The 23,173-nt window shown below is 58.6% G+C and carries 18 protein-coding genes; 12 read left to right on the top strand and 6 right to left on the bottom strand.

Features of this window, described 5'->3' with window-relative positions; translation table 11 throughout:
• Positions 1-44: 44 nt before the first annotated feature.
• The 11 genes from tssI (at position 45) to tssA (ending at position 13,522) form a co-directional block, all read left to right on the top strand.
• Positions 45-2,945 carry a type VI secretion system tip protein TssI/VgrG gene (gene tssI, locus AACH55_RS20865; RefSeq protein WP_338716549.1) on the top strand — a complete coding sequence of 967 codons (2,901 nt, stop codon included), beginning with the start codon at positions 45-47 and terminating at the stop codon, positions 2,943-2,945.
• Positions 2,946-2,956: 11 nt separating this feature from the next.
• Positions 2,957-3,901, top strand: a complete 945-nt coding sequence (locus AACH55_RS20860) for a DUF4123 domain-containing protein (RefSeq protein WP_338716548.1) — start codon at positions 2,957-2,959, stop codon at positions 3,899-3,901.
• 3 nt (positions 3,902-3,904) lie between these two features.
• Positions 3,905-6,757, top strand: coding sequence for a T6SS effector BTH_I2691 family protein (locus tag AACH55_RS20855; protein ID WP_338716547.1), 2,853 nt, complete (start codon positions 3,905-3,907; stop codon positions 6,755-6,757).
• Positions 6,758-6,845: 88 nt separating this feature from the next.
• Positions 6,846-7,598, top strand: coding sequence for a putative type VI secretion system effector (locus AACH55_RS20850; protein ID WP_338716546.1), 753 nt, complete (start codon positions 6,846-6,848; stop codon positions 7,596-7,598).
• 20 nt (positions 7,599-7,618) lie between these two features.
• A complete protein-coding gene (locus tag AACH55_RS20845) occupies positions 7,619-8,401 on the top strand; it encodes a hypothetical protein (RefSeq protein WP_338716545.1) in 783 nt (260 codons plus the stop codon).
• Between the two features lie 75 nt (positions 8,402-8,476).
• On the top strand, positions 8,477-9,208 hold the full coding sequence (locus tag AACH55_RS20840) for a hypothetical protein (protein ID WP_338716544.1): 732 nt from the start codon (positions 8,477-8,479) through the stop codon (positions 9,206-9,208).
• 59 nt (positions 9,209-9,267) lie between these two features.
• Complete coding sequence (locus tag AACH55_RS20835; protein ID WP_338716543.1) at positions 9,268-10,029, top strand: hypothetical protein; 762 nt, start codon at positions 9,268-9,270, stop codon at positions 10,027-10,029.
• 49 nt (positions 10,030-10,078) lie between these two features.
• Entirely contained in the window at positions 10,079-10,804 is a 726-nt protein-coding gene (locus AACH55_RS20830) for a hypothetical protein (protein WP_338716542.1), read from the top strand.
• A gap of 88 nt (positions 10,805-10,892) precedes the next feature.
• Positions 10,893-11,192 carry a hypothetical protein gene (locus AACH55_RS20825; protein ID WP_338716541.1) on the top strand — a complete coding sequence of 100 codons (300 nt, stop codon included), beginning with the start codon at positions 10,893-10,895 and terminating at the stop codon, positions 11,190-11,192.
• Entirely contained in the window at positions 11,193-12,134 is a 942-nt protein-coding gene (locus tag AACH55_RS20820; RefSeq protein WP_338716540.1) for a DUF6708 domain-containing protein, read from the top strand.
• Positions 12,135-12,394: 260 nt separating this feature from the next.
• Complete coding sequence (gene tssA / locus AACH55_RS20815; RefSeq protein WP_338716538.1) at positions 12,395-13,522, top strand: type VI secretion system protein TssA; 1,128 nt, start codon at positions 12,395-12,397, stop codon at positions 13,520-13,522.
• An 80-nt stretch (positions 13,523-13,602) separates the two neighbouring features.
• Here tssA and AACH55_RS20810 read toward each other — a convergent pair whose 3' ends face one another.
• From AACH55_RS20810 to AACH55_RS20785, 6 genes are all read right to left on the bottom strand, one after another.
• Positions 13,603-14,403, bottom strand: coding sequence for an OmpA family protein (locus tag AACH55_RS20810; protein WP_338716536.1), 801 nt, complete (start codon positions 14,401-14,403; stop codon positions 13,603-13,605).
• 9 nt (positions 14,404-14,412) lie between these two features.
• The gene (tagF, locus tag AACH55_RS20805) at positions 14,413-15,399 is read right to left on the bottom strand and encodes a type VI secretion system-associated protein TagF (protein WP_338716534.1); all 987 of its coding nucleotides are present in this window, start codon (positions 15,397-15,399) and stop codon (positions 14,413-14,415) included.
• Positions 15,396-19,238, bottom strand: coding sequence for a type VI secretion system membrane subunit TssM (gene tssM, locus AACH55_RS20800; protein WP_338716532.1), 3,843 nt, complete (start codon positions 19,236-19,238; stop codon positions 15,396-15,398). The genes tagF and tssM overlap by 4 nt, the downstream gene beginning before the upstream one ends.
• A gap of 29 nt (positions 19,239-19,267) precedes the next feature.
• Positions 19,268-20,755 carry a hypothetical protein gene (locus tag AACH55_RS20795; protein ID WP_338716530.1) on the bottom strand — a complete coding sequence of 496 codons (1,488 nt, stop codon included), beginning with the start codon at positions 20,753-20,755 and terminating at the stop codon, positions 19,268-19,270.
• Between the two features lie 126 nt (positions 20,756-20,881).
• Positions 20,882-21,139: a PAAR domain-containing protein gene (locus AACH55_RS20790; protein ID WP_338716528.1), complete on the bottom strand. Its 258-nt coding sequence runs from the start codon at positions 21,137-21,139 to the stop codon at positions 20,882-20,884.
• A gap of 69 nt (positions 21,140-21,208) precedes the next feature.
• On the bottom strand, positions 21,209-22,048 hold the full coding sequence (locus AACH55_RS20785) for a M15 family metallopeptidase (protein WP_338716526.1): 840 nt from the start codon (positions 22,046-22,048) through the stop codon (positions 21,209-21,211).
• A 222-nt stretch (positions 22,049-22,270) separates the two neighbouring features.
• On the opposite strand from AACH55_RS20785, the gene AACH55_RS20780 reads away from it, so the two are divergent.
• A complete protein-coding gene (locus AACH55_RS20780) occupies positions 22,271-23,131 on the top strand; it encodes a hypothetical protein (RefSeq protein ID WP_338716524.1) in 861 nt (286 codons plus the stop codon).
• The last annotated feature ends 42 nt before the right edge of the window (positions 23,132-23,173 follow it).

Here is a 23,173-nt window from a genome sequence, read left to right as displayed (position 1 = left end):
GCGTGCGTCGCCACTGATCCAATGCAACCAGAAACGGTGCGGCCATGATCACCTCGGCCATTGCCGCCCTGGCAGGCGCTTGGAACCAATCCACGCGGGTGATGCGCCTGTACATGACATCAGGCGCGGACCTGGGTGCGGATACGCTGATGGCGGAAAAATTGCAGGCCGTCGAAGCGATCAGTCCGGTTCAGGAGGGCATCGATGGCAGCCGTCTCGATGCCGCCATCGCGGGCTATCGTCTTCAACTCTCCTGCCTTAGCCTGAACGCCACTATTTCGCTGCGCCAGCTGCTGGGACAAGCGGTGCTGCTCGAACTGGACACGGACGGTGCTCCGCGTTCCTTCCATGGCCACGTCACCGATTGCCGGATGGAGGGGGCCAACGGCGGTATGGCGCGTTACGTGCTGACCATCGAGCCGTGGCTGGCTTTCCTGCGGCACCGGCGAGACAGTGCCGTGTTCCAGGACATGACGGTCCCGGACATCATCGAATCGGTCTTTCGTGACTACCAGGGAGAAGGCAAGCTGCAGCCCGCCTGGCGACTGGACCTGCAGGATGCCTCGGTGTATGCCAGGCGCAGCCTGACCACCCAGTATCAGGAAACCGATCTGGCCTTCGTCAACCGCCTGCTGACCGAGGAAGGCTTGTTCTACTACATCGAGCACACTGGCGATACGAGCGGTGCCAGTCTGGGGATGCATACGGTGGTCATCGCCGACCACAACGGCAGCTTCAAGCCCAATGCACGCGAGCGGATCGCCTTCAGCCAGCCCGGCGCGGTCATGCCCGAGGACAGCATCGACCGCTGGCGCAGCGTTCGGCGCTGGCAGAGCAATGCAATCGAGATCCTGACCTGGGACTATCGCCAGGCCGCTGTGCGGGAAGCGAGCAGCATGAGCAGTGCAGGCGGCGATAAAGGCGATGGCGGTGGCGATGCGGCGCCGGGCGGCCTGGTACTGGCCCTGCGCGATGCGCCCGGCGTGTATGCCAACGAAAACCGTGCCCAGGCCGAGCGCCAGGCGCGCAACCAGATGCAGGCCATTGAGGCGCGTAATGAAGTCTTCACCGGAACGGGCACCGTGCGCAGTCTCTCACCCGGAACGACCTTTACCCTGACTGGTCATTACGACCATGGTGGCAGTGCAGATGATCAGTTCGTGCTGCTGCGTGTGGTCCATCAGGCGCATAACAATCTCAACGCCGACCTCAAGGCTGAAGCCATGCGACTGCTGGGCGAAGCCAGTCTGGACGAGGATGGCGGCACGGCCAGCCTGCTCGATACCGCCTTGCAGCCTGCTCGCGGAGAAGTGCGACCGGTCTACCGTAATCGCTTCGAAGCCATTCGCAACAAAGTTCCTTATCGTCCACTGGTGACCGATGCCGAGGGTAATCGGCTCCTTCCCAAGCCCGCCGCGAGCGGCCAGCAGACCGCCGTCGTCGTGGGCGCGCAGGGACAACCGGTGCATACCGACCGCGACAACCGCATTCGCGTGCAATTCCACTGGCAGCGCGGCGAGCGCAGCCATAGCGGCCTGAGCTCGCCGGCACCGGATGGTCACGTGGGCGCGCCCGCCAATGAACAATCGGGCACGTGGGTGCGCGTGTTGGCAGGCATCGCGCCCACGGCGGGCGCCAATTGGGGCGGCCAGGCGGTACCCCGTGTGGGGCAGGAAGTCCTGATCGACTTCATCGAAGGTGATATCGACCGCCCCGTGGTCATCGGCACCTTGTACAACGGCCGTGGCCAGGACAATGCCCAGGGCAACCAGGTCGGGCAGGGGGCGGGTGCGGCCACTGGCAATGCGCCCGCCTGGTTTCCTGGCGACAGTGAGGGGCACCAGCATGCGGCCGTCCTCTCGGGTATCAAGACCCAGGCGCTGGGCGCCAGCCAGAGCGGTGGTGGGGCCTACAATCAGCTGGTGTTCGACGACACGCCCGGCCAGTCGCGCGCTTCGCTGCAGCAGCATGCGGACAGCCACGACGGTGCCAGCGAACTCAATCTGGGCCTGTTGCGCCAGCAGACTGACAACCAGCGCCTGGCCACGACCGGACAAGGTTTCGAGCTGAAGACGCGCTACAGTGCGGCCGTGCGTGGAGGACAGGGATTGCTGCTGTCAACGGAGAAGAGCGCGGCCGCGCAGCTGGATGTGCGTGGCGCGCTCTCGCAGCTTGCGGACAGCGTGGAGAAGCAGAAGCAACTGGCCGAGACGGCGCAGAAGCACAATGCCAAACTCGACGGTGAGGCTGAAGCGGGCAAGTTGCCCGCCGTGGAGTCTCTGGCGGAGTCCATCGAGGTGCTCAAGGCGAGCGCCACGGCTTCGGCAGGCAACGGTGGTGGTGACGATGGTGGTGAATCAGGCTCAAGCGCCGCGACGGCTTTCAGCGCACCACAATTGCAACTCTCCAGCCCGGCCGGTATCGCTGCGGCCACTCCGACCAGCGCCATCCTGGCTGCAGGTGTGACCACCAGCATCACGGCAGGCAAGGACATCAACCAGATTGCCCAGGGCAATCTGCATCATCTGGCCAAATCGGGCATCAGTCTCTTCACCTATGGCAAGGCCAGTGATGCCAGCAAGCCGGTTCAGGATGCCGGCATGGCCCTGCATGCGGCGTCGGGCAAGGTCAGCGTGCAGAGCCAGGCGGGAAAGACCATGCTGACATCGGCCAAGCAGTTGACCGTAGCCAGTGTGGGGCAGGATGTGCAGATCACGGGCAAGCAGCATGTGCAGTTCAGTGCGCAGGGTGCGTGGCTGAAACTGGAGGGCGGCAACATCGAGGTGCATGGGCCGGGGGCGATGGAGTTCAAGGCGAGTGCCAAGGAGTTGACGGGGCCGGCCAGTAGCACCTCGTCTTTGTCTATGGCCAGCGGCGACGTCAAGGGGTGCTCCCAGACCAGTCAGGACGCCAGTGCCGCGATGGCCGCTATCCAGACGCTGTAGGGCACAACAGAATGGAAGAGAACAACACAGTTATCGCAACGCCTGTGTGGGATTCGCATATTCGGGCTTTGCATTCCCGATTTCAAGACGAGCCCTGCATCGCCTGGATCAACCCCGCCCAGGGTGATCCATTCGAGACAGATGAGCTTGTAGGAACCCGGAAAGTACCGGTGCCGGTAATGCATCCACGCTTTGACCAGCGCTATGCTCCTTACCTGGTTGAGCTCGATCTGTCCCGCTTTCAGGATGGCACTGTGCTGGCTCGCACCGTGGAGTTGGCTGCCAACGCATGGACTCTGGATAGCTTGCAGCAAATGAATGGCCAGCCGGTGTGCGGCTGGGTGGCAGCCCCATGCTCGGCGCGCGAGCTGGCGACTTACTGGGCTCGGACCTGCCACGTCCATTACCGCAACGGGCAGGCCAAGTTGCTGCGATTTCATGATCCGGGGGTGCGCGAATGGCTTTGGCCTGCGCTCGACTCTCAGCAGCGCCGCGTCCTGCTGGGGCCAGCGTTGCACATCATGTCAGTCGGACGCGATGGCGATCTGCTGCATCAGTCTATCGATGATCACCAGCCGCTGCGAGAGAGCGCATCCCTGACGCTGACCGCCAAGCAATGGAACGAGGTGGAAGATTATGCGGTCGTTCACGCTGCCTGGCTCGCCCTGTGTGGACAGAACGAAGCATGGCGTAGCCGTCTATCGACGCGCCCTGGCTGGCATCAGCATGTACTGAATAGTTTGGAAAGAGCCACTGAATACGGCATCACCGACTCACCGGATCGTGCATTGTTCGCACGGCACGCCCTGGAAATTGGTACGCATTTCCATTTGCATGCTGCGCTCGCGCCGGTATGGGAAAAGACGCGTGTCGGTGAATTCTACGGTGGAGCGCTCGAAGAGGTATTCGGAGACAGTGCCGACCGCCTGTCTCTCCATCTGCATCACGAGGTTTGAATCATGGCTTGCACCAATCCACAGAATCCGACTTGCCCCAACTGCAACAAGAGTGGGCTGGCCATCCTGCCAGCACGCTATGCGGTGGTGCCCATGGATATCGATGCTGCCGTACCAAGCCCCATGGGCAACAAGGTGACTAGCGTCAAGCTGAACCACCACAAATATGCGCTGCGCGCGTTGAGGGCTGGATTTCTTTACGTGTTTCATGAGAAGCATCCGCGCGGCAGTCACATCAAGTGGGAGGTGTACGGTGTCTCCGAAGCGGGTACCTTGTGGAAGATGCCTTCTGCCAGCGCCATCAAGGCCGTGCTTGAGGAGCCGCAGTGCTCACGTAACGGCCACAATCTTTCGGCCTCGGTCATCACGATTGAATCCCCCGAGAAATGTAAGCGTGTCTGGATCGCTTTCTCGGAGCATATCTGGAGTGCCGAGACGCTGGCAGACTTCGAGAAGGACGCCAAACTGCGTGACCGGCGCATGCAGACTTTCCTGCCTGCGACCTGGGTCACCGCCGGCGGCTATCGCCATGGGTTGCCTGCAATAAAGGCAAACATTGAGCAGATTCTTGAATACAAGCCAGGCTTCCGAGCCGACAGCCTGAATCAGAAAGCGGTACCGAAGATCAGCCGTCCTGCCAGGAACGGAAGCTACTTTGCTGACGTACTCAAGAAGCAGAGTACCCTTTATACAGCCATTGAGCGAAGTGGGCAGAGTGAGCCGGTTGCCAAGCTCATGGCCGAGATCGGGAAGAATTCAAAAGGAAAAGACTACCTGCCGCTGGTCATGGGTGTGTGGGATGCGGTGGGCATCGTTCACGAACTCAACGGTTTTCGCAATGATGTCGTTGGCTGCTCCGAGAAATACATGGAAGAGCTGCAGATGGAGGTCTCGGCGATGATGGCCATCGACGGTCTCAAGGAGGTCTTGGGCCAGCGAGCAGCCGATGCGCAGGACAGCTTTCAGCAAGACATGAAGAGCCACAACATGCCTCAGCCCGATACCAGTGGCCGGCGCAAGTATGCGTCCACGCTGCCTCCTGCGGAACAGGCCAAGGCCAACGAAATTAGCGACTTCATTGATGAACTGAAGCAGAAGCAAGTTCCGACGGTCGTTATCCAACCGACCTATCTTGATCATGTGAATACGATGCCAGAACCTCAGCGTAGCGTTGAATTGGCAAAGTTGCGCAAGCAGGCCGATGACTTCGTAAGAACGCGGGACAGGAATGCCACCAGCAATATCGAGGGTGCGAGAACCAGCGCTTGGTCAAAATACGAAAAGAAGCTGGATAAGAAGCGCTATACGGAGTTCAAGAAAAATTATGCGGCTTTCCAGGACGACATAACGAAGATCGCCAACGACCGAACGGGAGATTTGGTGAGCTGGCTTGAAGCGAAGAACCTGATCGATGCGTTTACCGAGTTCCACGGAAAGAGCGTGAGCGACGGCGTGGTGTTCGATGATCAGGTGGGCAGGGCGATCTTTGGCATGAATCATAGCAATGTAGGACAGGACAAAATCGCTGCTTGGGTCAAGGAGATGAAAACGACCGAGACCAACCTCCTTTGGCGCGCCATGGCATTGAATCAGATTGACGCGATGCCCGAGTTGGATGCGTACCTGCAGGAGGCCAAGCAAAACAATGAGAAGAAGATCCTGGCGAGTACGGTCGATTGGATTGCCATCGGTCAAAAGAGCCTGAAGACCCTGGCTGATACCTATAAAAAAGCCATTGGCATCTACAACGCCAATACCAATGCCGCCTCCGAAAAAGGCTCAATGGCATTCAATGTCAGGGTCAAACCGATCAAGACCTTCGGGATCGATCTGAAGATCATGACGGTCGGCGATGCCATCATGAGGAACTTCAAGTTGGCCAGCACGCTTGATTATTTTGGCGAAAAGATGGTGCAGCACATGCTGAGTGTGCGAGCACTCGTCAACCCGCTGGATTCCTTGCAGCTGATTCAGGCGCAGGCCAAGAATGACGGCGTGATCAGGCAGCAGACCATCGAACGCTTACGCACTGCACGTGCGTTTCTGGCCAGTGATCAACCAGCCATGCGCAATGCGCAGACTGAAAGCATGCGTCGCGCTTGGGAGGACTTCAAGAAAAGCGAGAAGGCGCCCACCGCGATCAAAGATGTACGTGTGGCGTTGCTGGTGATGATCATTGAGGGAGTTAATTTCTCCAAGATGGCGCATGCCTGCATAGAAAAAGGGGATGCGAAGAGCTGGTGGGGGCTGGTGGCCTCTGGCATGACCATTACTAGTGGTCTGTTTGATGTGGCCGGAGGCATTCTGAAAAATATGACGCAGAATGCCAAGGGAGAGTTCGACAAGGGTGCCAGCTTGTGGAGTTACCAGCGGCTTAAGTTGTTTGGTGGAGTGTTGAGTAGTGCTACGGCGGCTATTGGAGTTGTTTTGGACATTAAAGATACATTTAAAAACTATGACGAAGGCCAGATAAAAATTGCTACTTTATATGGTGTCAAGGCCTTCCTCGGAGGATTGAGCGCAGCTCTTTCTTTTGCTACAGCACTTACGTATTCAACACCATTTTTTAAGCAGCTTGTAACGCGATCCGCCGTAGCGCTAAGTGCTCGCGTGGCGAGCTCTGTCGGCATGGAAGTTGTTGCAGCACGTATCTTGTTAATGTCTGCTGGAGCTTGGGCATCCTTGGCGGTCTTCACGGTACAGGTTCTAATCTGGATATTCAGTGATGACGAATTGCAGATATGGTGTGCGCTTTCCTTCTTCGGTGAAAATAATATGGAGCCAGGTGCTTATCGTTCCTTACGTGAACAAAATGATGGCCTTAATAGAGCCCTGATTGGTATTGGATTAGCATAAGTCATTCCCAAGAGCGGCTGGCCTTCAATTCAAGATGGCCGCCGGTCGGCACTTGAGTTAGTTACGATACACCGTTATTAGATTACCCATGACAAATTACGTAGATCATCCGCAGAAAAATCCTTTGCAAAAAATAGCGGGGAAAATTGAATCCTATCGACAAGAACGGCTAAGTGCTAGTTTTGTATTTACCAGGTCCGACCAAACAAAAATGGGGGCGATCGCAGTTGCCTCGGCAGCAGCAGGTTTGGCCGGGCAGGCCGCGATCATGTCGAACTACGTTTCTTCGGTGGAAGAAGAGGCTGACTATATTCAATTTACGTTGGATGACAAAAAAGTTAAAGGCTGGCTCTGGAGAAGTCCATTCAAGGAAGGAGATGAAATCGTTGCAGCGGTCGAAAAGCGAGGAGACCATTATGAGTTGTACGGGTTGATGCGTCCTTCAGATAAGGTAATTTCGCTGTACCCGCATTGCTCACGTGGACGAGCGCGGCATGTCAGAACCGTTGTGAAGTGGTGGCTTATTTTGACGTCGATGTTCTTTCTGTTTTTACTTATGTTGCCAATGCTCGGAGGACGATTGGGGGTTCTTGAGTTTTGGTCTCATGCCGTTAATCGAGATCCTACTATCATCCTTATTTTTCTTGGTGTAGTTATTTTCTTTATGGTCATGTGCTTTAGCTTGGGGAGAAAGTGGATGCCCTTTGTACGATTAGCTGAAAAGGTCTTTCGAATACTGGAATTGCCATCGCCTTCCAATATTGATCTGAAGAAGTCCACCAAATTGCATAAGACCGAGAACGATCCGCCTGAATGTGGCGTGATGTATTTCAAATATTAGGGTAATCATACGGGGGCGATGTGATTGAGCTGGCTCCCGCACCTACCTATGGCTCAATACTTATGCTGATTTGCCAGCACCACACCAGCAGCGACGTCATTGATTTTGAACCGACTACCGGACTATGGCGGTACGTTGACACTCCTTGGAGAGGCAGTGACACAGATCTCAGTGCTCACTTTGCTCTACCCATAAGGGGTTCGTACATTGAAGTAGAAGGAAAACGCTTCTACGCCTATTGGACAGCAGATCGTGTATTGACGTTTGTCACGCCGGACAACAAGCAATTTGCACTTTTCCGTCATCTAGCTGGAGCACTGTTTGAGGATTTGCGAGACGGCCTGCAATTGGATCTGGTCCCCGCGCAAAAAAATGACGGCAGTCTTGTGCCCGGATACTCAACCATGATTTTGCGAGACAAGGATGGGGGCTTGCTTCATACGATCACGTACAACTCAAATTATTATCTGAAACTCTATCTCGCCGACTTCACTCCGTTCACCGATAGAAATCTAGCCTCGTGGGATTTTTTTGTCAGCCTGAAGAACGGAATTGAAAAGATATCGGGCATGTGTATATCCGCAGAAAAAATAGCTGATGTTGATACCAGTCGGATTCGCATCAAGTCAGGAGCGGCGTGTCCGCAAACTGGCTATTGGTTGGTCGCGGATGTGGTCGACGATAAAGAATATGTTGAAGCAGGATCTCCCATGCCACGCTCATTCGATAGGGAGGTGACTTGGGAGTGGTTATCCGAAGACATCATTCCACATGATCTATTCCCGGAAGAATCGATGGAATGATCGCTTTCCCCAACGAGATACGCCCTCTCAAAAACCGCGTAGGTCACCGTAAATCCGGATGAGCAGATGAAGGAAATGAAGATGCTGATCTTTGATCATGTGACCGGAGATGACATTGTCGATTTCGACCCAGCGACCGGGCTCTGGCGTTATCCAGAAAAGCCGAGAGTGACGCCTGAGCTTGAGATCATGGCAAGGTTCACCCTCCCGGTGAGAGGAAGCTTTACTGAAGTCGATGGCAAGCGTTATTACCTTTATTGGACAGCGGACCGGATCTTGCTCTTCAGACTTCCGGATGGGACCGAATATACGTTGTTCCGCCACCTTTCAGATGCACGTTTTGAAGATCTGCGCGACGGGCTGAAATTCGAGATTGTCCCGGCGGAGAGAAGAGATGGCAGTGCTATTCCCGGATATTCAACAGTGCGAATGCACGACAAAACCGGTACGTTATTGCACGAAGTTTCTTATTTTTCGCAACGGTATCTTCAGCTCTACATGATGGATATCACACCCTTTACCGATAGAGATCTTGGAACATGGGATTTCTTTGTTGCGCTCAAAGATGCTGTCGAAAAAATAAGTAAGAAATGCTCGAGCGAGCAGAACGAAATTCCGCTTGCCTCCAGGATACGGGCGAGAACTGGAGAGCGCTGCCCCCTGGATGGTTTTTGGTTGGTAGCCGATTCCGTGGATTATCGGATAGAGGCCAAACAAGGCGAGCTGATGCCCTCCAGTCAGGACCGCAATGTGAATTGGGAATGGATTTCTCGTGAACTGATTCCTGCGGGCCTTTTCACCGACTAGAACAAATCGAGATATCTCTCACGGCACAGCGCACCTGCGGATCGTTGAGGAAAATAGCAATGCTTGTTTACCAGCACCATACAGGTAGCAAAATCATCGACTTCGATCCAGAAAATGGGCTTTGGCGATACCCCGAAGAAGAGCAACGAACCTCCGATCTGGAAATTTTGGGCCGATTTTCGCTGCCCGTTCGTGGAAGCTACATCGAGGTAAATGAAATACGCTACTACCTCTATTGGACGGCAGATCGGATATTGAATTTGATAACGCCTGACAACAAGACATATCCATTGTTTCGACATCTCAAAGAAGCGCTCTTCGAAGATTTGAGCAATGGCTTGCAGATAGCCATCGCACCTACGCAGAACAATGATGGGAGCGAGAAGCAAGGTTACTCTACGGTTCGTCTATCAGACAAGGATGGCCGTATCCTTCACGAAGTATCGTATAACTCACGATACTATCTGGAGCTATACATGAGCGACCTGACCCCATTCACCGACCGGACTCTATCGACCTGGGATTTTTTTGTGGCGCTCAAGGACGGCGTGGAAAAAATCAGGAAGAAGTGCGTACCGTGTCCAGAGACAATAACGGATGTCGTACGCATCAGGTCAAAGTCTGGCCAAATCTGTCCGAAAAGCGGCTTCTGGCTTGTCGCAGATCTTGTCGATGAAAAAATCGAGTGCGAGCAAGGAGACATCATGCCTCTATCGATGGGACGTGATGTGGCATGGGAATGGATATCTCAGGATATCGTTCCTCGAGAACTTTTCCTCGACGAAGATGAAGGGGAGCCGCAAGCATCCATCGGATCGTGAGGTCCTATTTCATGGTCAAACACGTCCGGAAAGCAAAGAGAACTGAATCATGCTGCTGTACCTCCACCATACCGCTGGCGATGTGATTGAGCTGGCTCCCAGCACCTACCTATGGCATTACGCAAAGACATCTCGAGGCGGTACAGATACGTCGATTATGGGATTCGTGGTCGAGCCAATCCGTGGTAGCTACACCGAGGTGGATGGAAAACGCTATTACCTTTATTGGACAGCAGATCGAATTCTGAAATTTGTCACACCCGAGAATAAGGAATATAAGCTCTTTCGTTACTTGAAAAAGGCTCTTTTTGAAGATCTAAGGGATGGACTGCATATGGAGCTGGTGCCCACCGAAAAGAAGGATGGGTCTGCAGTTCCAGGTTATTCAACCTTTCGCCTGCTCAACAGCCGTGACGAGATATTGCATGAGGTTTCCTATCACGCTCAGTTCTTCGTCGATCTCTATCTCGGAGATTTCACTGCATCAGTTGATCGCGATCTCGGAACATGGGACTTCTTCGTGGGATTGATGCGTGGCGTAGAAGAAATCGCCAGCAAGTGCGTAGAAAATCCTGAGCTGATCGGTCCGGACCTGGATCGTATCCGTGTACCCACAGGGGCAACCTGCCCCAGGACAGGATTTTGGCTTGTCGCGGACTTATTCGACGATAAGACAAGAATTGAAGAAGGAAAGCCTATGCCGCCCTCGCTCGGGCGGGATGTGGTGTGGGAATGGCTATCGGTTGATATTGTTCCTCCAGAATTCTTCTTATAACCTGTCACGTTCGATTGCAGGCGCGACAGGATCCAACGCTGTGACCCAGGATCATACTTATGCTGATTTTCCATGGCTTTGAATCAGATTGACGACGCTTGAGTTGGATGCGTACCTGCAGGAGGCCAAGCAAAACAATGAGAAGAAGATCTTGGCGAGTAAGGTTGATTGGATTGCCATCGGTCAAAAGAGCCTGAAGACCCTGGCTGATACCTATAAAAAAGCCATTGGCATCTATAACGGCAATACCAATGCCGCCTCCGAAAAAGGCCCCATGGCATTGAACGTCAGGTTCAAGCCGATCAAGACCTTCGGGGGCGACCTGAAGATCATGACCGTCGGCGAATCGTCCAGTCCCAGAGGAACAGTTCTGTATGAGGAGTTGTAGATGAGTCGAGTCCGGTCCCGCTTTAATCCGCCCAATCAACATTGGTACGAGGATTTACCCGACCATCAGGCAGACCTCGGTCGCGATATAGAGTCCCCTACGCTCGCTGACGACATCAATGCAATCAGCGAAAGCTATCTGGAAGTGTCGCGCGCGGGCAATGTGATCCGGGGCGGTTTGCTGATGGTGGGCATCGTAATGGTTGTGTTCTTCTCCTGGCTAGTGATGCACCTGGTAGCGGCGAGCATTGGGCCAGATGACGCGCTGATCTTTCCCGTCATTAGTTGGAGTTTGCTTGCTTTGGGAATGACATGTGCCATTTTCAGTATGGTTCTGGACTGCCGCATTCCGCGTGATATGCCGGTACGTTTCGACCGCGATAAAGGCAAGGTCTATGCCTATGATTATCCAATTCGCTTGATGCCGTTCCCACCCCGTCGGTCGAAACTGAAGATATTTTCCTGGCAAGACGTGCAGGCCGAGATTACCAAGCAGTCCGGAACCACGGAGGTGCTTGAGCGGATCACCCTCAGAGGCAACGACATTACAACCCAAGGCTTGCAGTCTATCTGGTCCTATGTGCGAAGGTACATGGAGCAGGGCCCATCCAATCTGCCAACGCTACATGTGCGTGAGCGGCGGATTTCCTTGTTGAATAGCCTGTTCTTCTACATGCCCTATCTCGCTCCGGGAGAAGAAGGGCGGTTCTATCGTAGCCGTATGGGCGCGGTAGAGTTGATTCTTGCGTTTCTGATGATCTGGTTCTTCTGGATTTGGCTGCCGTTAGGGCTGTGCTACTACGTTGCAATGAAATGTGCTCCACAGCCAAGCTGGCCTGAAGGCTTGGATCGATGGAGCCGTTGGGGAAAAATTGAGATATCGCTCTTTGGACAACTGAGGTTCAGTAGATGTCCGTTTTGGAATCTGAAGAGTCCTGATTGACCGACTCGATGGCGAAGAAAAGTCATGGCTGACAGGAACAGTTGTCAATGAGGAGTTGCTCGTTTCTGTCGCTCTTATCCATGGGCGGGGGGCACCTGCTCATCTCCTCATACAATTTCATACTTATTCATCTGTCGCCGCGAACACCCGCCCCCAACCCTTGTCCAACCCGCTCCAAGGCCCGCCACTTCCAGCACGCACATGCAGGACCAGCGGGGATCATCATGACAAGAAAATAACTGATCGGGATCGCATCGACCATGAAACTGCCCACCCTGAAATCCTTGCTCGGCGTCAAGCCGCCCACCTCTGCCGTGGACCCGCTGCTCAAGCCCATCAATGACAATCATCCCGCCGGCGAAGACCTTTCCTTCACCGCCGACCTCGACGCCATCGCCGAGGCGCGACGCTTCGATGATCCGACCCTGGATCAGGGCGAATGGGTCACCGACATCAAGGAAGCCGACTGGATCTTCGTCGAGCAGCGCTGCGCCCAGCTCATCGAAACCCGCAGCAAGGATCTGCGCCTGGCCGTCTGGTACAGCGAAGCCGCCTGCAAGACGCGCGGCCTGCGTGGGCTGGGCGATGGCTTCCTGCTGGTGGCTGGCCTGTTCGACCAGTTCTGGGATCACCTCTACCCCCTGTCGGAAGAGGGCGACCACGACCGCCGCGTCGGCAACCTCACCTGGTTGTTGTCGCGCTCGGTGCAGATGTCGCGCGAGATTCCGCTGACCGAAGGACGCGGCAGCGCCTTCTCCCTGCTCGACTTCGACGGCGCTCGCACCCGCGCCGCCAATGCCGAGCGCATCGCCAACGAGGGCGGGCAGCCGGAGGAGGGCGTCAAGCTGGCCGTGATGGAGTCGGCCCGCAAGCGCAGCTCACATGCCTTCTATGAAGCCATGCTGGCCGATACCCAATACTGCCTGCAATGCCTGGAGCAGTTCGAAAAGTCCGTGGACCAGCGCCTGGGCGTCGATGGCCCCGGCTTCTCTGCCGCACGCGAGGCGATCACGCTGGTACACGACACCATCGTCCGTTTTGCTGCCGACACCGGGCTGCGTTCAGTTGCGCCTGCGGAGATCGCCGTCGCAGACGAGAACACCGCCGCCGTCGCCGCGCAACTGAGCGAGCCTGGCAACCCTGTTGCGGCGCCGGTCCAGCATCAAGGCCCCATCCGCACCCGCGCCGAAGCCATCGCCCAATTGCGTGCGGTGGCGGAATTCTTCCGCCGTACCGAGCCGCACAGCCCGGTCGCCCACCTGGCGGACAAGGCCGCGCAGTGGGGCGAAATGCCCTTGCATGCCTGGCTCAAGACCGTCATCAAGGATAATGCCGCGCTGTCCCACGTAGAGGAACTGCTGGGATTGCAACCGCCGCCGCAGGATTGAGGCCCCGGCGGCCTCAGCCCCAACGAAAAAAGGAACCGCCAAAAGGGTTCCTTTTTCGTTTGGAGAAAATCCGCTCGCCGCTATTTGGCAATGCGAAATTCGATGCGGCGATTCTTGGCGCGTCCTTCCGCCGTGCTGTTGGAGGCAACCGGTCGGTCCGGCCCCTGGCCGGAGGTGCTCAGCAGGCTTTCATCCACACCCTTGGCGCTCAGGTAAGCCTTGACTGCATCGGCCCGTGCCAGGGAGAGCGAGATGTTGCTTGCCCGCAGACCTTCATTGTCGGTATTGCCGATGATCTCGACATGCCGGCCCTTGAGCTTGAGCATGGTCGCGGCGATTTCATCGAGGATGCGTTTGCCTTCCGGCGTCAGCGTAGCCTGTCCACTCTCGAACGACACCACGCGGTTGGCCAGGGCGTTGTCCAGCAAGCCCTGTTCCGAGGTCGAGACCCGCAGGCCATTGTTGACGGTATAGGAAGAATTGAGACTGCTGGCCATGTCGCTGGCAATCTGCTGGCGCTGCGCTTCGTTGGCCACTTCTCCGGAAATGCTGACGGTGGTGCCGTCGATCTTCAGCTGTCCACGGCTGACGGCTTTAAGATTGGGGGAGATCAGTTTCTGCACGTGCGTGTTCCAGTTGGCTGGCAAGACCACCTGGCCAACAGCGATCTGGTCCACCACGCGATCAGCACCGTAGACTTCACGCAGTCGCGCCAGCGCCGCTGCCTTGCTGGCTTCGTCCGGCACGGTGCCGGTGACCAGGACCTGGCCCGGCGCGGGGGTGGCGACGGGCGGAGCGACGTTCTGTGCCTGGCTGGCGGCACAGGCGAGCCAGGTTGCGCTCAACAGCGCCAGCCGGCAGGAGTGGGAAAGTAGGTTCATCTTCAAGATTCAGGCTCCGATGAAAGCTTCGCGGAACGACGCGATGGCCGAGGTTAGCGAGAGGTCGGGGTGGGCCAGGTAGCTGGAGAGTTTCTGGATGCCATAGTCACCACCCACATGCTCTTCCACCCAGTCGGCATCGTCGAAGGGGATGTTGTGCTCGGCACCGGCCTGGGTATCCATGACCGAATGCAGCGTGCGCGGCGAGGCGCCCGAGAAACCGAGGAACATCGCCGGTCGCTCATCCAGCCGCGTCACAAACAGTGCCAGCTCGAAATCGGAACGCGTGAGGAATGGCGTGATCAGGTGCATCCAGAAACTGGCTACCAGGCTGCGGTACATCGGGTCGCGCGGCAACGGCAGGATCAGGTTCTTGTCGAGGCGGCTGGAGGTGCTGGCCATGACCGGTTGCAGCAGCAGGCCCAAGGCCAGTAACAGCTGGCGCAGGTTGCCGGTGAAGCCGGCCTCGGCCAGCATCTGTTGCAGCGAACCGGTGGTTTGCAGTTCCAGGAAGTCGGCAAAGGCAGCATGGTAGCCGGCGCTGTTGATATCCAGCTCCAGCGTGGCCGAGGCCAGCGTCTGCAGCGGCTGGCCGGGATCGGGGGCGTTGAGCACGCCTTGGGTGAGCGACTCCAGGCGAGACCACAGGCGCGACAGGATCAGCGGACTGTTGCTGACGAAAGTCACCGGGTCTTCGACATCGAAGGCACTCATCGCGATAAACGGGAAGCGGCGCTGCGACTGGTCGCCGCTGGTACGAAGGTGGCCCGCCACGGCGCGCCGGCTGCGCGGGCCCATGACCACGAAGTGCAGGGGCTTGACGCCATCGTAGATGATCTTCCAGCGCGCATCGCGCGAAAGCAGCTCCATGGTCTGCGCCAGCCAGTTGTCCAGCAGCGTGATCAGGGCGGCATTGTCGGTGGCCTTGATGAAATCCCCGCGGGTCGGAATCTTGCCGAAATAGCCGATCTTGATGGGGGTGCCGGTTGCACTCATTGCTTAGCCCCTGTGGTGATGGATTGAGTTTGCGGTGGTACTTGTGGCGCCGGCGCGCCGGCCGGCGAGGGAGCCGGGGCCGGCACCGGTACTTCCGGAGCCCCGCCTGCGATGGTTTCCGGCAGCTTCAGGCCACGCAGGGCGGCCGTGCCGCGGGCGGCGCCATTGCTGCTGCCGGAGACCTCGGCGCTGCTGATGATCTTCAGGTTCACCACCACCGTCACGCCCTCGTTAGTCCACGACAGTTCGAAGGCGCCGTTGTCCTTGCGCTTGCGCTGGGCCGTGTTGATCAGGCGTTCCAGGCCGAAGCGTCCGGGCTGGTTGGCCACTTCTACGGTCTTGCCGTCGTAGGTCACGGCAGTCACCCTTGCGCCCGGCGAACCCTGTGGATTGGGCCAGACGAAGTTGGTCCATTGCGCCTGGGTGTTGCGGTAGCGCAGTTGCTGTCCATCGATCTCGATGGTGTATTCCAGCGCGCCCGGCGCCGGCTGGGGCTGGATCTGGAACACGGTCTGTGCATCCGCAGCGCCGCCACCGCCTGCGCCAGTCCCGCCCGGTGTGCTGATCCAGTCGGCGAAACTGGTGGTGATGGCCGGCGACAGGGTGATGCCCATGTCGGCCCACTTGCGCGGTGACAGCGTGTCACCCCGGCGTACCACCAGCGGTCCCATGGCCGTGGTCACGAACTTGGAGATTGCACCATTCTCGCCAAAGACGGTGCCGATCTCGCCGCTGTTGGCCTCGATCTTGGAATTGGGCGAGAACGGATACTTGGCGGCCAGATTGTTCTGGAACGGCTCGTACACCTGGGCACGCCAGATCTTGTTGACTTCGCCTTCGGTCGGACGCACCAGGGCATTGAAACCCTGCACCAGCGGACGCACCAGCAGCGGACGCAGGGTGGTCTTCTGCTGATCGTTCAGGCCGGGCAGCATTTCCTCATCGACGAACTTGAGCGAATCCGACAGTTCCGAACCATTGCCTTCCAGCGTTTGCTGCATCAGCTGCTTGGCGCCCGGGCCGGTGTCGCCCTGGTTCTTGATGGTGTTCAGGCGGGTGCGCAGTTTGGAGAGATTCTCCATGTAGCCGCGCATGAGCGAATTGCCCTTGTCCTTGCTCACCACCAGCCGTGCCACGCCCGCGAATTCCCGGCCTACCGGTCCCATCGGGAGGGCGGTACTGCCATCGGTATTCAACTGGGTCGGCACGGGTGCCGGGGAGCGGCGCAGGATGGTCTCCTTGAACCAGCCCATGAAACCCTTGCTGGCATTGGCGAGGCCTGCATCGACCAGCGACGGGTTATCCCACGAGGTCTCGTCGTAGACCGTGTTGATCACCTTGTTGAGCGGCGAGGTCAGCGGGTCACCCAGGCGGTTCATCGCATTGGTGGCATCGTCCAGGTTGCGCAGTTCGACGATGCTGACGCCCTGCAGGAATTTCTGCCACTCGCGCGCGTATTCGGTCTTGTACTGCGACACCAGGGCTTTCTGGATCTGTTCCGGACTGCCTTCCAGCGTCAGGTCATCCTTGGAGGAAGTCTTGAGCACCCAGTCGGCGCTTTGCAGTTCCTTGTTGGCGGCTTCCTTGAAGGCGTCCTGCACGAACTTTTCCCAGGCGTCACGGGTGAAGGTGCCGGGGATGGCGTAGCTGCCCATCACCAGTTCCTTGTCCTTGTCGCCGACGATGCGGGCTACGGTCATGGAGGCAAAGCGCGTCGCGGCGCGCGCCTTGACATCCGCATACACCCGTTCACGCGCCGGCATGCCACGCACCACGCGGCGTAGGTTGTCACGCGTCTGGTCGACCAGGGTCAGCTTGTTTTCCACCGTCGGCCAGGACGGATCATTGATCTGCTCCAGCGAGAAGCTGATGAGACGCTCCGCGCTGCGGATCATCTGCTCGCGCGGCATGGTGCCGCGATTGGTTTCCAGCCAACCGCGCCAGAAGCGGGTGATCTGGTCGCTCAGGTGGCTCGATTCGGCACGCGACTTGTCGGCCAGCATCAGGTAGGTCTTCAGGGCATTGTAGGCATCTTCCACGCTGGTGGCCGAGCTGTCCTTGTAGGTGCGCAGGGCGCTGGTGGCCTGCCCGATATTGTCCGCCACCGGGGTGATGCCACCGGGTTGGGGCGGCTTGGACATCGGTTCCAGTTTGCCGGAATTGGCGTTGACTTCCATCAGATAGGTTTCGATGTTGGAGGCCACCGGCTTCAACATGATTTCCTTGATGCCGGCAAAGTATTCCTCACGCAGCTTGCGTTCCAGCAGGTCGCCCTGATACAAGCCGAGCCCCACCGAGATCGGGCGGCTGGAGCGATAGCGATCCAGTTGTTCGATGCGGTCTTGGAGGATCTCCAGCGCCTCGAAGCGCGATTGCAGGTCCAGACGCTTTTCCTGCAGCTTGACGGCCTTGTCCATGTCAGCCTGGACATTGGCCACCAGCTGGCGGTTGCCCATGTAGGACCAGCTCCATCCGCCCAGCAGCGCACCCAGCAAGGTCACGGCGGCGAAGAAGGTGACGTAGCGCATGCGGATCTTGTTGCGACTGGTGTACTGCGCTACCAATTGCTTGTCGGCGAAGATCACCTGCTTGAACAGGTTGTGCAGGAAGAAGCCGTGCTGGGAGAAGAGCTCGCGCTGCGGCTTGTGTTCCAGCGTCAGGCCGAAGCGGTCGGCGATGCGTTGCGAGGAGGCGCTGACGGTCGCGCCTTCCTGCAAGGCGCTGGTGAAATAGAAACCGCGGAAGACCGGCTTGAACTGGAAGGGATTCTCTTCGAACAGCGTAGTCACGAAGGAGCGCAGCACGCCCTTGATGGAGGAGAATTCCAGCGGGAAGGTCAGCACTCCCGGCGCCAGGTTCTCGCCGCGCTTGACCGACATGTTGGCCAGGCTCATCTCCTTGAGGCCGGCATAGAGTTCATCGAAGCGCTCGTCGAAGAAATTGCTGACTTCCTGCCCGCTACGCTTGCGGTTATAGGCCAGCGTCGCCCCCCAGACGCGATCGCGTTCGCTGCGTTCGGTATCAAGGAAGAATTCATTGAAGCCGGTGATGAGGTCGGCCTTGGTGAAGACCACATAGACCGGCGCGAAGACTTCCAGCTTCTCGGTCAGTTCCTGCACGCGCTGGCGCAGGTTCTTGGCCAGGTTGATGGCGAACTCGGGGCGGTTGCCGGTCAGCTCGGCGATGCTGACCGCAATGATGATGCCGTTGATCGGTGCCTGTTTGCGATAGCGCTTGAGCAGGCCCAGAAAGCTGAACCATTCATTTCGGTCTTCTTCGTACACCGAGTAGCGCCCGGCGGTATCGAGCAGGATGCCATCGGTAGTGAAGAACCAGTCACAATTGCGTGTACCGCCCACCCCGTGGACGATCTTGCCGCCCTTGTCGGCGAAGGGGAACTGCAGGCCGGAATTGGCGATGGCGGTGCTCTTGCCGGCCGCAGGATTACCGATGACCATGTACCAGGGCAGTTCGTACAAGGCCGCGGCGCCCGACTTCTGTCCCAGCTTGGAGGTCTTGATGGTGTTGATGGCTTCCAGCATGCGCTGGCGCAGGGCCGCCACATCGTCGCGGCGGGCGCTGTCGCTGCTGCCCGTCGCCGGCTGGGCGGCTTGCTGCTCCAGCACGTTTTCCAGCTTGCCGGCTGCGCGCCGGACTTTCCAGCGCTTGTAGAGCCAGAACGCCAGCCAGGCCAGCAACAGCAGGCCGAACAGGGCGGCGGCCCAGGTCAGCGCCAGCTCCAGCTGGTCGGCACCGATGAAGAGGAAGGCGGCCAGGGCCGCGAAGCCCAGGAGGATGAGCACGCGCGTGTCGCTGAGGATATGCCAGAGTCGTTGCATGATGTGAGCGCTTTGGAGTGGAGTTCTTGTTATGGGGTCGCTGGAGCAGGCACCGAAGATGCCGGGGATGCCGCAGGTGTTGCAGGATCGGGGGTTGATGCAGCCTGTGCCGGGATCGCCGGCGCACGGCTGAGGGCGACGACGGCGCGCTGGTGGGCGTCCTCGTTGCATACGCACAGGCTGGGTTCGCCGCTCTCGTCAGTAGCCGCGTGGGCCAGCACCAGGGCCGACAGCGCCGTGGCCAGGCCGGCCGAACCGCAAGTCGCTCCCAGCTTCACGCACTGGCTGCCCAGGTCCAGCTCGGGCAGCACGGCATAGCCCAGCTTCATGATTTCGTCGGTGCGGCTGGCGCGATAGTCGCCATCGCTCACCAGCAAGCTCAGCTGTTCGGGCGCAATGGCGGCGTCGCGCAACGCTCCCTGCGCGAGCTGGATCAGCAGTTCGCCATTGAGGCGGCGTGCCTGGTCGACGGATTGCTCATGGCGGCCCAGGCTGGCGCGGTGCAGCAGTACCGGATCGGTGGTGCCCATGGCCAGTGCCTGTGTCGTATCGGCCAGGATCAGGCCGGCGGCGGCTTCGCCCGGCGATTTGCCGATGCTCTGCGCGCCTTGCAGCAATTGCTTGGCTTGCTGCCATGCCTGCACGATCTGCGGGTCCAGGTTGGACTGAGCCGCAATGACCATGGCCAGATAGGACGAGGACAGATAAGGGGAGGGCTGCTGGCTGCGCGCATCGCGGCTGGTGGCGATCAGACGGTCCAGGTGCAGCAGGGGATGGGCGTTCTCGCCAGCGGCGGCAGGCAGCACATTGAGCTTTTCGGCAGGCCAGCCTTGCCGGCAGACCAGTTCGCCCAGCCAGTGCGCGGCCTGCAGGCGTTGCTCGCCGGCCCAGGTGGGGGGCAGCAACACCAACAGATGCAGATGGGGCAGGCCAACGGCGTCCTGCTGGTGGCGCGGAGCCTCCCGGTACTCCTCCAGCAAGGGATGCCATTGCAGACGGTCGCCCAGTTCGCGGGCGATATCGGCGGCCAGGGCCAGGCTGCGCCAGTGGGCATCGTCAAGATACATCGGGCCCTGCTCGGGGAAATGCTGCTGCTGCCAGGTTTCGAAGATTTCGCGTGTTTCTTCATCCTGCACATCAGCAATGCGCCCCGCGAGGATGGGCATGTCCTGATCGTTCACCAATTCGCTATCCAGCGGCAAGCGCAGGGATTGCGCCTTGAGTTGTTCGAGCAGGCTGCCGGCGTCAGCGCCGAAGGGCGAGCGCAAGGCGGTGGCGACGATGGCCAGCGTCCAGCGGCGTTCGGGGGGAGGTCCGGGTTCGGCGGTAGCGGCAACCGGGGCAGGGGCCGCCGCCGCTGCGGCCGCCTTGGCTGCGGCGGCGGCCGCCAGGGCAGTCCTGGCCTTGGCCACGGCCCAGACCAGCAGCAGAAATGCGGCCGGCAGCACCAGCAGATAGAGGATGACGTCACCGCCGTCCGGCATGTGGTTGGCGCCGGACCAATAGGTGATGAACATCACCCAGGTGACCAAGAAAACTGCGACGGTCAACAGACCCCGCTTTATCCATGTGCTCATCAGCGTTCGCTTTCCGGATTTTTATTGTTGTGTGAGCCCTGCCCCTGCCGTGATGGTTTGCGCTGCTCAGAGCGTCGTGGTGGCCTGGCCGGCGATCAGCACCGCACCACATGCGGTCTTGTCACCGTCGCGGGCCACCGGGGAGCCATCCACCACCATCGTGGGATCGCCGCTGACGATGCTGGTGGTGCCATGACGCGGGCAGCTCACCTTGTCGCCGATGCGCGCCACCAGCTTGTTGCCGACCAGGGTCTGGCCGGAGCCTTCGATGACGCTGCCGCCGTGCGAGGTCTTGTCTCCCAGGACGATGATCGGTTTGCTCATGGTGATTCCCCTTGTATTTTTTACGGTCTGTCTTTCGCCGGATCGTGATGAACGTCTTCGCGTAAAACTTTACTTTTTCATCACGCCCGGCATGCGATATTCGGTATGGCCGAAATCCATCAGCTTCCAGCGACCACCCCAGGTCAGTCCCACTGATTCGGCGACTTCGCCATAGAGGCGATAACCCTCCATGGCCCATGGATCCTTTTCGCTGATCACCAGCTTGCCGTTGCGGACAAAGGCACAGTCGCCAGCCAGGCCATATTGGTGGTAGCTCTGGAATGCCGCGGCGTTGGTGACGTTGCCACCCATCCCGGCCAGCATGTTCTGGCGCTCCGGACTGCGATAACCCTCGATGAGCGCCATCTCGTAGCCATGCTTTTCCTTCATGATCTTGAAGACCAGGAGCAGGCGTTGGGCGTATTCAGGATTGAGCAGTTGCCAGTTGCGGCTGGCATTGACCAGCATCGGACGGACCTGGACCACTTCAGCCGTCGTAAACATGTCCGGCGGCAGGGGCGGCGGTGGTACGAGTTGCTCGCCTTTCAAAAGTTCCGCGATTTGAGAATTGGTTACGCGCTGTGTGTCATCGAATCCCTGCAGCATCGATTTCCCGCTTAACAGAAAAGCAATGACGGCGGGACCGATCAGCAAGACGGCGATGGTCGACACGATTACGTAATTACTGCGCACGTAGTTCACACCCGCTGTCAGGGAACTCCGGACATTCGATGTGGTCCCTGCAATCACCTCATCGCCTCTTCTGTTCCAGCGTTCCCACCAGGACCGCAGACCGGAAAGCCGGGCGTGCAGGAAGCGTAGCGTCAGCACTCTGCCGGATGGAAACAGCAGCAGCCACATGGCAAAGCCGGTGACCAGCAGATAGGCGGCAATGAGAAGGAACAACACGAAGAATCCCCTTTTTATTCTGACCGGCGCTGGGAGGCTTTGAAGTGCGGACGCCGACATGTTTCTGGAATGGAGCCGGCTCACTGGCGAGTGATCGCGCAAGACTGGCAGGAAACGGGAAATCAATAAAAATCAAACAACTTGTTTCAAGTTGGATAACACAGGAGTACGGCCTTGCAGCCTCCGAACCAAGAGAAACCTGCGTCCAGAAGACCGAGCTTGATGCCTGCATCCGACACTTCGTCTGCGGATGAAGTTCGCATCCTCAATTCGATTTCGGATGGAAAGAACAATGCCCGCAGCAGCGCCGGCGCCGCTGTGCGCAAGCCACGCCGCGTGCTGGCCATCGTGCTGCTGCTGTTGCTGGTGGCAGGCGGGGTCACGCTGGCGGCCTTGCGTATGAATGCTCATGAGGCTGCGAGCGCGCCTGTACAAGCGTCGTCGGTACCGCCGGTGCCTCCGCTGGCGTCGGCCACCCCTGCGGCCACGCCCGCGCCCGCGCCTGGCGCGGTCAGCGAGCCCGCTGTGGCGCCTGCCGATGCTGCCGTCATCAACGACACCAATGCGCCGGCTCCCGATGTTGCTGCCGCACCCGCTCCACGCGGGCCGGACCAATTGACCTCGGCGCTGGAGGAGGGTGTCAAGCCGCCACCGGCCGCCCTGAAGAATGCGCTGGAAGCCAAGCCCGAGAAATCGGACAAGCCCGCCAAGCAGAGCGCCCAGCACGATGAAAAAAAGAAGAAGAGTGCCAAGGCCGACAACCACAATGACAGCGACGTCGATCTGATCAAGGCACTGGTCGCCCGCTCCGGCGAGACCGACAAGAAGCACGCCCCCAAGAGCGGCAATGGTGGCAGCAGCGACGCCCCGCAAAAGCCCCTTCCGCCCCAGGCCAGCGCGCCCAGACAGAAAGAGGCCCGCAACGTCGACGTAGTGGAACGCAGGAACGGCGAGAGCACGGCCTCGCTGCTGCAACGCTGCCATGCGCTGGGTTTCGTGGAAGGTGAATTCTGCCGCTGGCGTATCTGCTCGGGCCGCTGGGACAGCGATCCCGCCTGCAAGGTCGCCGATGCGAACAACTGAAGCGAGCCGCTCTACCCGCGGCCGTATGGCGATCATTGATCT

It is taken from the genome of Herbaspirillum sp. DW155, assembly GCF_037076565.1.
In the GTDB taxonomy this organism is placed as follows: domain Bacteria; phylum Pseudomonadota; class Gammaproteobacteria; order Burkholderiales; family Burkholderiaceae_D; genus Herbaspirillum.
This window is presented reverse-complemented; position numbering and strand designations above follow the sequence as displayed.

Coding starts and splice junctions, on each gene's coding strand:
- AACH55_RS20850 (WP_338716546.1), top strand. CDS start 6,846: ATGACAAATTACGTAGATCATCCGCAGAAAAATCCTTTGCAAAAAATA.
- AACH55_RS20810 (WP_338716536.1), bottom strand. CDS start 14,403: ATGAACCTACTTTCCCACTCCTGCCGGCTGGCGCTGTTGAGCGCAACC.
- AACH55_RS20835 (WP_338716543.1), top strand. CDS start 9,268: ATGCTTGTTTACCAGCACCATACAGGTAGCAAAATCATCGACTTCGAT.
- AACH55_RS20840 (WP_338716544.1), top strand. CDS start 8,477: ATGAAGATGCTGATCTTTGATCATGTGACCGGAGATGACATTGTCGAT.
- tssA (WP_338716538.1), top strand. CDS start 12,395: ATGAAACTGCCCACCCTGAAATCCTTGCTCGGCGTCAAGCCGCCCACC.
- tssM (WP_338716532.1), bottom strand. CDS start 19,238: ATGCAACGACTCTGGCATATCCTCAGCGACACGCGCGTGCTCATCCTC.
- tssI (WP_338716549.1), top strand. CDS start 45: ATGATCACCTCGGCCATTGCCGCCCTGGCAGGCGCTTGGAACCAATCC.
- AACH55_RS20790 (WP_338716528.1), bottom strand. CDS start 21,139: ATGAGCAAACCGATCATCGTCCTGGGAGACAAGACCTCGCACGGCGGC.
- AACH55_RS20860 (WP_338716548.1), top strand. CDS start 2,957: ATGGAAGAGAACAACACAGTTATCGCAACGCCTGTGTGGGATTCGCAT.
- AACH55_RS20830 (WP_338716542.1), top strand. CDS start 10,079: ATGCTGCTGTACCTCCACCATACCGCTGGCGATGTGATTGAGCTGGCT.
- AACH55_RS20855 (WP_338716547.1), top strand. CDS start 3,905: ATGGCTTGCACCAATCCACAGAATCCGACTTGCCCCAACTGCAACAAG.
- tagF (WP_338716534.1), bottom strand. CDS start 15,399: ATGAGTGCAACCGGCACCCCCATCAAGATCGGCTATTTCGGCAAGATT.
- AACH55_RS20820 (WP_338716540.1), top strand. CDS start 11,193: ATGAGTCGAGTCCGGTCCCGCTTTAATCCGCCCAATCAACATTGGTAC.
- AACH55_RS20780 (WP_338716524.1), top strand. CDS start 22,271: ATGCCTGCATCCGACACTTCGTCTGCGGATGAAGTTCGCATCCTCAAT.
- AACH55_RS20795 (WP_338716530.1), bottom strand. CDS start 20,755: ATGTTCATCACCTATTGGTCCGGCGCCAACCACATGCCGGACGGCGGT.